The 13,779-nt window shown below is 73.2% G+C and carries 8 protein-coding genes, 1 pseudogene and 1 riboswitch; of the genes and pseudogenes, 7 read left to right on the top strand and 2 right to left on the bottom strand.

Annotated elements, in window-relative coordinates; all coding sequences use genetic code 11:
- From ABZ192_RS14595 to ABZ192_RS14580, 4 genes and pseudogenes are all read left to right on the top strand, one after another.
- Positions 1 to 267: pseudogene (locus ABZ192_RS14595) on the top strand (ABC transporter permease); the annotation flags it as partial.
- Positions 264 to 1,130, top strand: a complete 867-nt coding sequence (locus tag ABZ192_RS14590; RefSeq protein WP_356924834.1) for an ABC transporter permease — start codon at positions 264 to 266, stop codon at positions 1,128 to 1,130. The pseudogene ABZ192_RS14595 and the gene ABZ192_RS14590, both read left to right, overlap by 4 nt.
- 119 nt (positions 1,131 to 1,249) lie before the next feature.
- The gene (locus ABZ192_RS14585; RefSeq protein ID WP_356924833.1) at positions 1,250 to 4,327 is read left to right on the top strand and encodes an FAD-linked oxidase C-terminal domain-containing protein; all 3,078 of its coding nucleotides are present in this window, start codon (positions 1,250 to 1,252) and stop codon (positions 4,325 to 4,327) included.
- Between the two features lie 212 nt (positions 4,328 to 4,539).
- Positions 4,540 to 5,484 carry an MIP/aquaporin family protein gene (locus ABZ192_RS14580; RefSeq protein ID WP_356924832.1) on the top strand — a complete coding sequence of 315 codons (945 nt, stop codon included), beginning with the start codon at positions 4,540 to 4,542 and terminating at the stop codon, positions 5,482 to 5,484.
- Positions 5,485 to 5,496: 12 nt separating this feature from the next.
- Here ABZ192_RS14580 and cobN read toward each other — a convergent pair whose 3' ends face one another.
- Entirely contained in the window at positions 5,497 to 9,123 is a 3,627-nt protein-coding gene (cobN, locus tag ABZ192_RS14575; protein ID WP_356924831.1) for a cobaltochelatase subunit CobN, read from the bottom strand.
- Positions 9,124 to 9,179: 56 nt separating this feature from the next.
- A riboswitch (cobalamin riboswitch) is annotated at positions 9,180 to 9,256 on the bottom strand.
- A 113-nt stretch (positions 9,257 to 9,369) separates the two neighbouring features.
- Between cobN and cobG the strand changes: the two genes are divergently transcribed.
- From cobG to ABZ192_RS14560, 3 genes are read left to right on the top strand one after another with little or no spacing between them, the layout of a single operon-like run.
- Positions 9,370 to 10,644 carry a precorrin-3B synthase gene (gene cobG, locus ABZ192_RS14570; RefSeq protein WP_356924830.1) on the top strand — a complete coding sequence of 425 codons (1,275 nt, stop codon included), beginning with the start codon at positions 9,370 to 9,372 and terminating at the stop codon, positions 10,642 to 10,644.
- Complete coding sequence (locus ABZ192_RS14565) at positions 10,641 to 11,315, top strand: precorrin-8X methylmutase (protein WP_356924829.1); 675 nt, start codon at positions 10,641 to 10,643, stop codon at positions 11,313 to 11,315. The genes cobG and ABZ192_RS14565 overlap by 4 nt, the downstream gene beginning before the upstream one ends.
- Positions 11,312 to 12,820 carry a precorrin-2 C(20)-methyltransferase gene (locus tag ABZ192_RS14560; protein WP_356924828.1) on the top strand — a complete coding sequence of 503 codons (1,509 nt, stop codon included), beginning with the start codon at positions 11,312 to 11,314 and terminating at the stop codon, positions 12,818 to 12,820. Before ABZ192_RS14565 ends, ABZ192_RS14560 begins: the two co-directional genes overlap by 4 nt.
- A 178-nt stretch (positions 12,821 to 12,998) precedes the next feature.
- On the opposite strand, the gene ABZ192_RS14555 is transcribed toward ABZ192_RS14560, so the two are convergent.
- The gene (locus tag ABZ192_RS14555; protein ID WP_356924827.1) at positions 12,999 to 13,763 is read right to left on the bottom strand and encodes a cobalt-precorrin-6A reductase; all 765 of its coding nucleotides are present in this window, start codon (positions 13,761 to 13,763) and stop codon (positions 12,999 to 13,001) included.
- Positions 13,764 to 13,779 lie beyond the last annotated feature (16 nt).

The following is a 13,779-nucleotide window of genomic DNA, read 5'->3' as shown; positions in this document are numbered from 1 at the left end:
CTGCCCCTGGTCGCCCCCGGCCTGGCCAGTGCCGGACTGCTCAGCTTCATCCTCTCCCTGGGCTACTACATCACCCCCGCCCTGATGGGCGGCCCAAAGCAGACGATGATCGCCACCCTCATCAACCAGCAAGTGACCAAGGAAAACCAGTGGAACGGGGCAGCCGCTCAGGGCGTCATCCTGCTGCTGCTCACCTTCGCCGGACTGCTGCTGGTCAAACTCGTCACCTCCCTGGGCGCCAGCCGGAAAAAGAGGAACGCCTCATGATGGAGCTGCGCACAACCCTCGCCGGACGGATCGCCCTGACCGCCATCGCCACCCTCATCCTGCTCTTCCTGGCCCTGCCGATCGTCGTCATCCTGGTCACCTCCTTCAGCAACAACGCCTTCGCAGCCTTCCCACCCGACGCCTGGACACTGAACTGGTACAAGGCACTGTTCGCCGACGGCAGCAAATGGCCGGCCGCCCTGACACTCAGCGCGTTCGTCGCCTGCCTCAGCACCCTCTTCTCACTGGTCATCGGCGTCACCGCGGCAACCGCCCTGACCCGCAGCGAACTCCCGCTGCGCTCCGCGGTCTACGCCCTGGTCCTCGGACCACTGCTCATCCCCCAGATCGTCACCGCCCTGGGCCTGTTCCTGCTCTTCGAACCCGCCTCCATGCTCGGCAGCCCCATCGCCATCGCCCTCGGCCACACCGTCCTGGCCTCACCGATCGCCGTACTCATCCTCATCGCCACCCTGCGCGGCATCGACGAACGCCTCGAAGACGCCGCCGCCAGCATGGGCGCCGGACGCCTCACCATCGCCCGGCGCATCACCTTCCCCCTCGCCGCACCCGGCATGATCGCCGCCGCGATCTTCTCCTTCATCACCAGCTTCGACGAGTTCTACATCTCCCAGTTCCTCTCCTCCGTCAACACCGTCACCCTCCCAGTACAGGTCTACAACTCCCTCACCTTCGACATCGACCCCAGCGTCACCGCGATCAGCGCCCTCCTCATCGCCTTCGCCATCCTCGCCCTCGCCCTCGTGGCCCTCGTGCGCTGGCTCGGCACCGGACGGCAGAACTCCCTGCTGTCAGTCGAGAACACAGCAGGCATCGCCACCCCCGGAGGCGACGCCGTATGAGGGTGTGAGTCCACTCTTGCGTTCGGCACGGTCGGGTACCCGGGAGCGGCAGGCGGAGAGCCTTCCCGGCGCGGCCGGACGTCGCGCGCGGTCGACGGCTCGGGGAGGTGGTTCACCCGATGGCGCGCATCCCTTTCGACGGCTCCGGCGCCGATGTGGCCGGGCTGGCGGCGGCGCTGAGTGAGGAGGTGGACGCCGAGGTCAGGTTCGACGCGGGCAGCCGGGGCGCCTATTCGACCGACGGCTCCAACTACCGGCAGGTGCCGATCGGCGTGGTGGTGCCTCGTACGGTGGAGGCCGGGGCTCAGGCCGTGCGGGTGTGCGCCCGCTTCGGTGCCCCGGTCCTGTCGCGGGGCGGCGGCACCAGCCTCGCGGGCCAGTCGACGAACACGGCCGTGGTGATCGACTGGAGCAAGTACTGCACCAGGCTGGTCTCCGTCGATCCCGGCGCACGGACCTGCGTGGTCGAGCCGGGGATCGTGCTGGACGAGCTCAACCGGCAGCTGGCCGGTCACGGGCTGCAGTTCGGGCCGAAGCCGTCCACGCACAGCCACTGTGCCCTGGGCGGCATGATCGGCAACAACTCGTGCGGCGCGTCCGCGCAGGCCTACGGCAAGACCGTCGACAACGTGCGCCGTCTGGAGGTGCTCACCTACGACGGCGTCCGGTTGTGGGTCGGGCCGGCCTCGCGGGCCGAGCGGACGCGGATCGCCGCGGAGGGCGGCCGGCGCGCCGAGCTGTACGCCGGCCTGGACCGCATCGTCACCGGGTACCTCGGCGACATCCGGCGCGACTACCCGGACATCCCGCGCCGTGTCTCCGGCTACAACCTCGACGCGCTCCTGCCCGAGAACGGCTTCGACGTCGCCAAGGCCCTGGTCGGCAGCGAGGGCACGCTGGTGACCGTGCTGCGTGCGGAACTCGACCTGGTCCCGGTGCCCGCGTACCAGTCGCTGCTGGTCCTCGGCTACGACGACATCTGCACGGCCGCCGACGACGTCCCCCGCCTGCTGGAGCACTGCTCCCCCGGCCAGTTGGAGGCCCTGGACGGGCGCATGGCCCAGCTGATGTGGGAGGAGGGCGCCTTCCTGGAGTCCCTGGACACCCTGCCGGAGGGCGACAGCTGGCTGATGCTGCAGTTCTTCGGCGACAGCCAGGACGCCGTCGACGAGCAGGCGCATGCTCTTCTGGGGGCCATCGGCCGGTCCGAGAAGGACCGCGCGGTCGCGTTCTCCGACGACCCGAAGCGGGAGCAGCGGATGCTCAAGGCCCGTGAGGCCGGGCTCGGCGTCACCGCCCGGCCGCCCCACGACCGGGAGACGTGGGAGGGCTGGGAGGACTCGGCTGTCCCGCCCGAGCGGCTCGGCGACTATCTGCGGGACCTGAGGAAGCTGTTCGGGGAGTTCGACTACGACCGCCCGTCCCTGTACGGGCACTTCGGGCAGGGCTGTGTCCACACCCGCATCCCGTTCGAACTCAGGACCGCCGAGGGCGCGGCAGGATTCCGGCGCTTCGTGGAGCGGGCCGCCGACCTCGTCTCCTCCTACGGCGGCTCCCTGTCGGGTGAGCACGGCGACGGCCAGTCCCGGGGCGAGCTGCTCACGCGGATGTTCGGCGAGCGGCTCGTGACCGCGTTCGGCGAGCTGAAGGCGCTGTTCGACCCGGACAACCGGATGAACCCGGGCAAGGTCGTCGACCCCAACCCGGTCGACGGACAGCTGCGCCTGGGCGCCTCCTGGCACCCGGCGGCCGCACCCGCGACGCACTTCGGCTTCCCGGAGGACGACCACTCCTTCGGCCGAGCCGTGTTGCGCTGTGTCGGCATCGGCAACTGCCGCAGCCACTCCGGCGGCGTCATGTGCCCCTCCTACCGGGCCACGAGGGAGGAGGAGCACTCCACACGAGGCCGTTCCCGGCTGCTGTTCGAGATGCTCGGCGGCCACGCCGACTCCGCCGTCACGGACGGCTGGCGCTCCACCGAGGTGCGCGATGCCCTCGACCTGTGCCTGGCCTGCAAGGGCTGCAAGTCGGACTGCCCGACCGGCGTCGACATGGCCACCCTCAAGGCGGAGTTCCTCTCGCACCACTACGAGGGGCGGATGCGCCCCGCGGCCCACTACTCCATGGGCTGGCTGCCCGTATGGGCGCGCCTGTCGCGGATCGCCCCCGGGCTGGTCAACGGCGCCCTGCACGCGCCCGGCCTGGCCCGGGCGGGCAAGCGGCTGGCGGGCGTCGACGAGGCCCGTCAGGCACCGGTGTTCGCCCCGCAGTCCTTCCTCGAGTGGTGGCAGCGGCGCGGCACCGAGGAGCCCGACCCGGCCGATCCGCGCACCGTGCTGCTGTGGCCCGACACCTTCAGCACCTACTTCCACCCCTCGGTCGCCATCTCGGCCGTGCGCGTCCTGCAGGACGCCGGTTTCCGCGTCGCCGTGCCCGCCGAACCGGTGTGCTGCGGCCTGACCTGGATCTCCACCGGCCAACTGCCCCGCGCCCAGAAGGTGCTGCGCCGCACCCTCGACACGCTGCGGCCGCAGCTGGACGCGGGCACCCCGGTCATCGCCCTCGAACCGTCCTGCACCGCCGTCTTCCGCGCCGACGCCCCCGAGCTGATGCCCGCCGACCCGGACGTGCAGCGGCTGGCCGGGCAGGTCCGCACCTTCGCCGAACAGCTCGTCCGCCACGCGCCCGACGGCTGGCGACCCCCTCGGCTGGCCCGGCGGGCGACGGTGCAGACCCACTGCCACCAGCACGCCATCATGAAGTTCGACGCCGACCGCGAGATGATGCGCCGCGCCCGTCTCGACGCCGACGTCCTCGATGAGGGCTGCTGCGGCCTCGCCGGCAACTTCGGTTTTGAACGCGGACATTACGAGGTCTCCCTGGCCGTCGCCGAACAGGGCGTCCTGCCCGCCGTCCGCGAGGCCGCCCCCGGCAGCCTGCTGCTCGCCGACGGCTTCAGCTGCCGCACCCAGATCGAACAGGGCGGCACCGGGCGGCGCGCCCTGCACCTGGCCGAAGTACTGGCCCTCGGCCTGGAGGGCACGCTCCCGTCCGAACACCCGGAACGCCTGGCCGCGCGGCCCGGCTGGCCCTCCCGCACGGCCCGGTGGACGACCACCGCCGGCGCCACCGCCCTCGCGGCGACCGCCGCGGCGGCGGCCGGCCGGGCCGCCCTGCGGTCGCTGCGGCGCCTGTAGTCACGCCCTGCCGGAGCCGGGATTCCTCGCAAGGGTATCGGCACTGTCCGTATCGGCACCCTTACGCTTGGTCAGAGGCCGGGTCGCCCCGGTGTCGAGTCGCGGCGGTCGCTGCACGGATTTACCTTGGCGACACGGCATGAAGCGAAAGCAGGCCACAACGGCACGGGCAGCCGCGTTCCGGCGCGGGGCGAGTGTCTGGGAGGATCATCATGGCCGTCGAGATCCAGCCCCTGCTGAAGCCCTCTCGGCTCAGGCGCCGCGGAGGCTTGTGGGGCGAATGCCTTTCGGAGTTCCTGGGGACCTTCGTCCTCATCTCCTTCGGTTGCGGCGTGGTCGCGATGGCGGTCGCGGCGCTGCCCGGCTCAGGGCGTACCGAGGGGCCCACCACGTTCTTCCTCGGTGCCGGGGACTGGTTGCTGATCACCTGGGGATGGGCCATGGCCGTGATCCTCGGTATCTACGTGGCCGGCGGGGTGAGCGGTGCGCACATCAATCCGGCGGTGACGCTGGCCTTCGCCGTGCGCCGCAAGTTCCCGTGGGTCAAGGTCGTCCCCTACTGGGTGTCACAGGTGCTCGGCGCCCTGGCCGGTGCGGCACTGGTCTACGCCGTGTACCACGACGCCATCAACACCTTCGACGACGCCATGAAAGGGCCGAAGACGGGCGGGCACACCCTCGCCTCGTTCTCGATCTTCTCCACCTTCCCGGCGCCGTACTTCAATGGCGGCATCTGGGGTCCGCTGATCGACCAGGTCGTCGGCACGGCCTTCCTGGTCATGCTGGTGGTGGCGATCATCGACCTGCGGAACACGGCCGTGAAGGCCAACCTCGGCCCGCTCGTGATCGGGTTCGTCGTGGCGGCCATCGGCATGTCCTTCGGGGCGAACGCGGGCTACGCGATCAACCCGGCCCGCGACTTCGGCCCCCGCCTGTTCACCTGGATGGAGGGCTGGGGGGAACTCGCGTTCCCCGGCAGCTTGGCGGGGGCGTTCAGCGGCTACTGGTGGATCCCGATCGTCGGTCCGCTCGTCGGCGGCGTGATCGGGGTGCTGGTGTACGACCTGTTCATCGGCGACGTGCTCCACGTCCGGGCGCAGCAGGGCGAGCTGCCGGAGCCCGGCCGGACCCGCCCCACCACGTCCGACGAGGAGTGAGCCGGGGCCCGGTCACCCGTCGCCCTCCAGGTCCCCCTCCGTCTCCAGGTACGCCTGCCGCAAGCCCTCCAGCACGGCCGGGTCGGGCTTCTCCCACATCCCGCGGCTCTCGGCCTCCAGCAGGCGTTCGGCGATGCCGTGCAGGGCCCAGGGGTTGGCCTGCTGGAGGAACTCGCGGTTGACCGGGTCCAGGACGTAGGTCTCGGTGAGCTTGTCGTACATCCAGTCGGCGACCACGCCGGTGGTGGCGTCGTAGCCGAAGAGGTAGTCCACGGTGGCGGCGAGTTCGAAGGCGCCCTTGTAGCCGTGGCGGCGCATGGCCTCGATCCACTTGGGGTTCACGACCCGGGCGCGGAAGACGCGGGAGGTCTCCTCGACGAGGGTGCGGGTACGGACCGTCTCGGGGCGGGTGGAGTCGCCGATGTACGCCTCGGGGGCGGTGCCGCGCAGCGCCCGGACGGTCGCCACCATGCCGCCGTGGTACTGGAAGTAGTCGTCGGAGTCGGCGATGTCGTGCTCGCGCGTGTCCGTGTTCTTCGCGGCGACCTCGATGCGCTTGTACGCGGTCTCCATCTCCTCGCGGGCGGGACGGCCGTCGAGTTCGCGGCCGTAGGCGTAGCCGCCCCAGACGGTGTAGACCTCGGCGAGGTCGGCGTCGGTGCGCCAGTCGCGGGAGTCGATGAGCTGGAGCAGGCCGGCGCCGTACGTGCCGGGCCGGGAGCCGAAGATGCGGGTGGTGGCGCGGCGTTCGTCGCCGTGGGAGGCGAGGTCGGCCTGGACATGGGCCCGTACGTGGTTGGCCTCGGCCGGCTCGTCCAGCGAGGCGGCCAGGCGTACGGCGTCGTCCAGCAGGCCGATGGTGTGCGGGAAGGCGTCCCGGAAGAAGCCCGAGATGCGCAAGGTGACGTCGATGCGGGGGCGGCCCAGCTCCTCGTACGGGACCGGCTCCAGGCCCGTCACCCGGCGGGAGGCGTCGTCCCAGACGGGGCGGACGCCGAGCAGGGCGAGGGCCTCGGCCACGTCGTCGCCCGCGGTGCGCATGGCGCTGGTGCCCCACAGGGACAGGCCGACGGAGGTGGGCCAGTCGCCGTTGTCGGTGCGGTAGCGCTCAAGGAGGGAGTCGGCGAGGGCCTGCCCGGTTTCCCAGGCGAGGCGGGAGGGGACGGCCTTGGGGTCGACGGAGTAGAAGTTGCGGCCCGTCGGGAGGACGTTGACGAGGCCCCGCAGGGGTGATCCCGAGGGGCCCGCCGGGACGAAGCCGCCCGCCAGCGCGTGGACGGTGTGGTCGATCTCGGCGGTGGTCGCGGCGAGGCGCGGCACGACCTCGCGGGCCGCGAACCGAAGGATGGCGGCGACCTGTTCGCCGTGCTCGGTGGGGACCGCAGCCGGGTCCCAGCCCGCGTCCTCCATGGCCTGGACCAAGGCGCGGGCCTGCTCCTCGGCCGCGTCGGCACTCGTGCGGGTCGCGGCGGACTCGTCCAGGCCGAGGGCCTCGCGCAGGCCGGGCAGGGCCGTGGCACCGCCCCAGATCTGGCGGGCTCGCAGGATGGCGAGGACGAGGTTGACGCGGTCCGCGCCCTGCGGCGGGTTGCCGAGGACGTGCAGGCCGTCGCGGATCTGGGCGTCCTTGACCTCGCAGAGCCAGCCGTCGACGTGCAGGAGGAAGTCGTCGAAGCCGTCGTCGTCCGGGCGGTCCTCCAGGCCGAGGTCGTGGTCGAGCCGGGCGGCCTGGATGAGCGTCCAGATCTGGGCGCGGATCGCCGGGAGCTTGGCCGGGTCCATGGAGGAGATCTGCGCGTACTCGTCGAGGAGTTGCTCCAGGCGCGCGATGTCGCCGTAGGAGTCGGCGCGGGCCATGGGCGGGACGAGGTGGTCGACGAGGGTGGCGTGGACGCGGCGCTTGGCCTGGGTGCCCTCGCCAGGGTCGTTGACCAGGAACGGGTAGATCAGCGGGAGGTCGCCGAGGGCGGCGTCGGGGCCGCAGGCGGCGGACAGGCCTGCGTTCTTGCCGGGCAGCCACTCAAGGTTGCCGTGCTTGCCGAGGTGGATCATCGCGTCGGCGCCAAATCCGCCGTCCTCGGCCCGGGCGGCGATCCAGCGGTAGGCGGCCAGGTAGTGGTGGGAGGGCGGCAGGTCCGGGTCGTGGTAGATCGCGATCGGGTTCTCGCCGAAGCCGCGCGGGGGCTGGATGAGGATCAGCAGGTTGCCGAAGCGCAGGGCCGCGAGGACGATGTCGCCCTCGGGGTTGCGGCTGCGGTCGACGAACATCTCGCCGGGGGCCGGGCCCCAGTGCTCCTCCACGGCCGTGCGTAGTTCCTCGGGGAGCGTGGCGAACCAGCGGCGGTAGTCGGCCGCCGGGATCCGCACCGGGTTGCGGGCCAGCTGCTTCTCGGTGAGCCAGTCCTGGTCGTGGCCGCCCGCCTCGATCAGCGCGCGGATCAGCTCGTCCCCGTCGCCGGAGGCCAGGCCGGGCACCTCCGCGTCCGTGCCGAAGTCGTAGCCCTCGTCGCGGAGCCGGCGCAGCAGGGCGACGGCACTGGCGGGGGTGTCCAGGCCGACCGCGTTGCCGATGCGGGAGTGCTTGGTCGGGTAGGCGGACAGGACCAGCGCGAGGCGCTTGTCGGCGGGCCGGATGTGGCTCAGCCGGGCGTGGCGTACGGCGATCCCGGCGACGCGGGCGGCGCGCTCGGGGTCGGCGACGTAGGCCGGGAGGCCGTCGGCGTCGATCTCCTTGAAGGAGAACGGGACGGTGATGAGGCGGCCGTCGAACTCGGGGACGGCGATCTGGCTGGCCGCGTCGAGCGGGGAGACGCCCTCGTCGTTGTCCGCCCAGTCGGTCCGTGAGCCGGTGAGGCACAGGGCCTGGAGGATCGGTACGTCGAGGGCGGTGAGCGCGCCCGCGTCCCAGGACTCGTCGTCGCCGCCGGCCGAGGCCTCGGCGGGCTTGGTGCCGCCGGCGGCGAGGACGGTGGTGACGATGGCGTCGGCCGCGCGGAGTTCCTCGATGAGTTCGGGCTCGGGGGCGCGCAGGGAGGCGACGTACAGGGGCAGGGGCCGGCCGCCCGCGTCCTCGATCGCGTCGCACAGGGCACCGACGAAGGCGGTGTTGCCGCTCATGTGGTGGGCCCGGTAGTAGAGCACGGCGACGGTCGGGCCGTCGGTGTCCCGGCCCTCCCGGGGCAGCGGGCCCCAGGTGGGGGCGGCTTCCGGTGCCTCGAAGCCGTGGCCGGTGAGCAGGACCGTGTCGGAGAGGAAGCGGGCGAGCTGCTCCAGGTTGGCCGGGCCGCCGTGGGCGAGGTAGGCGTGGGCCTCGGCGGCGATGCCGATGGGGACCGTGGAGGACGCCATCAGCTGGGCGTCGGGCGCCTGTTCGCCGGTGAGGACGACGACCGGGCGGCCGTCGGCGAGGAGCAGGTCGAGTCCGTCCTGCCAGGCCCGGATACCGCCGAGGAGGCGTACGACGACCAGGCCGACACCGTCGAGGAGGGAGGGGAGGTCGTCGAGGGCGAGGCGGGAGGGGTTGGCGAAGCGGTACGGGACCGGGCCGGCGGCCGCGCGGGCGCTGAGCAGGTCGGTGTCGGAGGTCGACAGGAGCAGGATGCGGGGGTTCGAGAGTCGTTCCCCGGCTGAGTGCAGCATGCGGCGGCTGGCCTTCCTCGGGGTGTCCGCGCCCCGGGCGGGTGGTGGGACGGCGGGAGTTCCTGGCTCGCCCGGCCCGCGTGGGCCGGGCTCACAGTGGCGGGACCGCGCCGGATTCGCACCGGGCTTCCTCCCCTGTCGCCGTCGTGGCGTCGGCGGACCGGATGATCCACCGAGGAGCATAGTAAGGGGCGGGGGAAAAGGGCGGGGCATACACCGGGTGTGATGGTAGGTATGCTCGCCGCCATGTCCACGCCTGCCCTCCGTTCATCGCCCCAGGCCACAGCGGTCTCCCGGGACCGCGGTGACGCCTGCCCGGGGACGCTGCGGCTGCACGCGGCGGACGACGGCGCGCTGGCCCGAGTCCGGGTCCCCGGCGGGGTGCTGACCCTGCGTCAGGCCGCGGCGCTCGCCGACGCGGCGGAGCGGCTGGGCGACGGCGACCTGCATCTGACCTCGCGCGGCAACGTGCAGTTGCGGGGTCTGGACGAGGGCTGCGGCGGGGAGTTGGCCCGCCTGCTGGACGCCGCCGGGCTGCTGCCCTCGCACGGGCACGAGCGGGTGCGCAACATCGTGGCCTCGCCGCTGTCCGGTCTCGACGGGCGGGGCGCGCTGGACGTACGGCCCTGGCTGACGGCCCTCGACGCGGCGCTGTGCGGGAGCGAGGCGGCACAGGCCCTGTCGGGGCGTTTCCTGTTCGCGCTCGACGACGGGCGCGGGGACGTGTCCGGTCTCGATGCCGATGTGACGGTACGGGCGACGGCGGACGGCGGTGCGCACCTCGCCCTCGGAGCGGCCGGAGAGGCGCTGGCCGTCCCCGTCGGGGAGGCGGCGCGGGCCGCGCTGCTGGCCGCGGAGACCTTCCTGGAGGCGGCCCGGGCGAGCGGGGCACAGGTCTGGCGCGTGGAGGAACTCGGCCTTGGCGAGGGTGAGTTCCTCGCTGCGGTCGGCCGGCGTCTGACCGCCGAGGGCATCCGCCACGAGCCGCGGAGCCGGGAGACCGGCAGCACGGACGGACCGCCCCCGGGAGTGATCGGTGACGCCCTCTCCGTGCACGTCCCCCTGGGGCGGCTCTCTGCGGACCAATGGCGGGAACTGACGCGCGCCGCCGCCGGTGAGCTGCGTCTGACGCCGTGGCGCGGTGTGGTTCTTCCCACACGGGGCGACCAAGCGGACGAGTCCCTCGCCCGCCTCGCCGCCACCGGCCTCGTCACCGACCCCCACTCCCCCTGGCTGCGCGTCGGCGCCTGCATCGGCAGGCCCGGATGCGCCAAGTCGCAGGCCGACGTGCGGACCGACGCGGCCGCATCCCTCGACGCGCTCGGCCCGCACGGCCTGCCCCTGTACTGGTCCGGCTGCGAACGCCGCTGCGGGCACCCCAGGGGCGACCGCGTGGACGTGGTCGCCGAACCGGGAGGCGGCTACCGCCTCGCCACAGCCGTACGCGGCGAGGAACCCCGGACCACCTCGATGGACGACCCCGCCCGACTCGCCGCCGCCCTGGCGGAGATCCCGTCATGACCACCCCTACGACGACCGAGAGCAGCGAGAAGACCACCGTGACCACGTACGACTACGAGAAGGACGGCGCGGCCATCTACCGCCAGTCCTTCGCCACCATCCGCGCGGAGGCGGACCTCGCGGCCCTGCCCGCCGACGTCAGCCAGGTCGCGGTCCGGATGATCCACGCCTGCGGGATGGTCGACCTCGTACGGGACCTGGCCTACACGCCGGACGTGGTGGCCCGGGCCCGTGCTGCCCTGCGCGCGGGCGCGCCCATCTTCACGGACGTGCAGATGGTGGCCAGCGGCGTGACGCGCAAGCGGCTGCCGGCCGGCAACGACGTGCTCTGCACGCTCTCCGACCCGTCCGTGCCGGAGCTGGCCGCGAAGCTCGGCACCACGCGCAGCGCCGCGGCGATGGAGCTGTGGCGGGACCGGCTGGAGGGCTCGGTGGTGGCCGTCGGCAACGCGCCGACCGCGCTGTTCCGGCTGCTGGAGATGATCGAGGAGGGGGCTCCGCGTCCGGCCGCCGTGATCGGCGTGCCGGTCGGCTTCGTCGGGGCCGCCGAGTCCAAGGACGCCCTGGCCGCGCATCCGTCCGGGCTTGAACACCTGGTCGTGCGCGGCCGTCGCGGCGGCAGCGCCATGGCCGCCGCCGCGCTCAACGCGATCGCGAGTGAGGAAGAGTGAGCGGCGAGCAGACCACAGCGGGGCGGCTGTACGGAGTCGGGCTCGGCCCGGGCGACCCGTCCCTGATGACCCTGCGGGCCGTGGAGGTCATCGCCGAGGCGGACGTGATCGCGTACCACAGCGCCCGGCACGGCAGGTCCATCGCCCGCTCGATCGCGGCGCAGCACATCCGCGCCGACCACATCGAGGAGCGGCTGGTCTACCCGGTCACCACCGAGACCACCGACCATCCCGGCGGTTACCAGGGCGCCATGGAGGAGTTCTACGGCGAGGCGTCGGCCCGGCTCGCCGCGCACCTGGACGCGGGGCGGACGGTGGCGGTCCTCGCCGAGGGCGATCCGCTCTTCTACGGCTCCTACATGCACATGCACAAGCGGCTCGCCGACCGCTACGACACCGAGGTGATCCCCGGTGTCACGTCGGTGTCCGCCGCCGCCGCGCGGCTGGGCACGCCGCTCGCCGAGGGCGAGGAGGTGCTGACGATCCTCCCGGGCACCCTGCCCGAGGAGGAGCTGACCGCACGGCTCGCCTCGACCGACGCGGCCGTGGTGATGAAGCTGGGGCGGACCTTCACCAAGGTGCGCAGCGCGCTGGAGGGTTCGGGGCGGCTGGACGACGCCCGGTACGTCGAGCGGGCCACCATGGCCGGGGAGCGGCTGGCCGAACTGGCCGACGTGGACGCGCAGTCGGTGCCGTACTTCTCGGTGGCCGTGCTGCCCAGCCGGGTCGACGCCGAACGGCCGGAGACCCCGGAGCGGGGCGAGGTCGTCGTGGTCGGGACCGGGCCGGCCGGTCCGCTGTGGCTGACGCCCGAGACCCGGGGCGCGCTGGCCGCCGCGGACGACCTGGTCGGTTACACGACCTACCTCGACCGGGTGCCGCGGCGGCCCGGGCAGGTTCGCCACGGCTCGGACAACCGGGTCGAGTCGGAGCGCGCCGAGTTCGCCCTCGACCTGGCCCGGCGCGGGCGGCGGGTCGTGGTCGTCTCCGGCGGCGACCCGGGCGTGTTCGCCATGGCGACGGCCGTCCTGGAGGTCGCGTCCCAGGAGGAGTACGCGGACGTCCCGGTGCGGGTGCTGCCGGGCGTGACCGCCGCCAACGCGGCAGCGGCCCGGGCGGGCGCCCCGCTCGGCCACGACTACGCCGCGATCTCCCTCTCCGACCGGCTCAAGCCCTGGGAGGTCATCGCCGAGCGGCTGCACGCGGCGGCCTCGGCGGACCTGGTGCTGGCCCTGTACAACCCCGGTTCGCGCAGCCGCACCTGGCAGGTGGGCAAGGCCCGCGAGCTGCTGCTGGAGCACCGGGCACCGGACACCCCGGTCGTGGTGGCCCGGGACGTGGGCGGCACCGGTGAACGCGTCCGGATCGTCCGCCTGGCCGACCTGGACCCGGCCGAGGTCGACATGCGCACGATCCTGCTGGTCGGCTCCTCCCAGACCCGGGCCGTCCGGCGCGGGGACGGCGAGGAGATCGTGTGGACGCCGCGGCGCTATCCGGAGGCGTGAAGGGGCGCGGCGGCGGGCTCGCCACCTGGTCGCAGAACGGGGCCGGTTACGGACCCGGCGCGACGCGAGATCGCGTACCGGGCAACCGCGGCCGGACATCCCCAGGCAGGGACGCGGCACGAGGCAGGGCCGCGCAGCGGACGACCGCGGCCGGCCCGGCCCCGGACCAGGCCGGTTCTCAGCCGCCGGCCGGCAACCCGCGCCCCCGCAACCACTCCCCGACCCACCGGGCCGCCTCCTCCGGCCCGGGTACCACCGGGACGCCCTCGGGGGCCGGGGGGCGGCGGATCACCAGGACCGGGAGGCCGGCCTCCCGGGCTGCCGTGAGTTTCGGGGCGGTGGCCGCTCCCCCGCTGTCCTTGGTCACCACGACGCCGATACGGTGCCGGCGCAGCAACTCGCGTTCGCCGTCGAGCGTGAACGGGCCGCGGTCGAGCAGCACCTCCATGCGGGACGGGTGCGGGGCCTCGGGCGCGTCCACGGAGCGGACCAGGAACCACAGGTCGTCCAGACCGGCGAACGCGGCCAGGCCCATGCGCCCGGTCGTGAGGAACACGCGCCGGCCGAGCGCGGGCAGCAGCCGCGCGGCCTCCTCCAGGGAACCGGCGTCGTGCCAGTCGTCGCCCTCGACGGGGACCCAGCCAGGGCGCCGCAGGGCGAGCAGGGGAACATGGGCGGTGGCGGCGGCCCGCGCCGCGTGGAAACTGATCGTCCCGGCGAAAGGGTGGGTGGCGTCGATGAGCACGTCCACCCGGTGCTCGCGCAGCCACGCGGCCAGCCCCTCCGCCCCGCCGAAGCCGCCGATCCGGACCTCGCCCGGAGGCAGGCGGGGGCTGGCCACCCGCCCGGCGAGGGAGCTGGTCAGGGTCAGGCCGGGCGTGTCGTGGAGCAGTTCGGCGAGACGGCGGGCTTCCGTGGTGCCGCCGAGAATCAGTACGCGCATGGAAGTCCAGGTCCGT

The sequence above is a fragment of the Streptomyces sp. NPDC006235 genome (genome assembly GCF_040613735.1).
GTDB lineage: Bacteria > Actinomycetota > Actinomycetes > Streptomycetales > Streptomycetaceae > Streptomyces.
The sequence above is the reverse complement of the archived record's forward strand: the minus strand, read 5'-3'. Positions and strand labels throughout refer to the sequence as shown.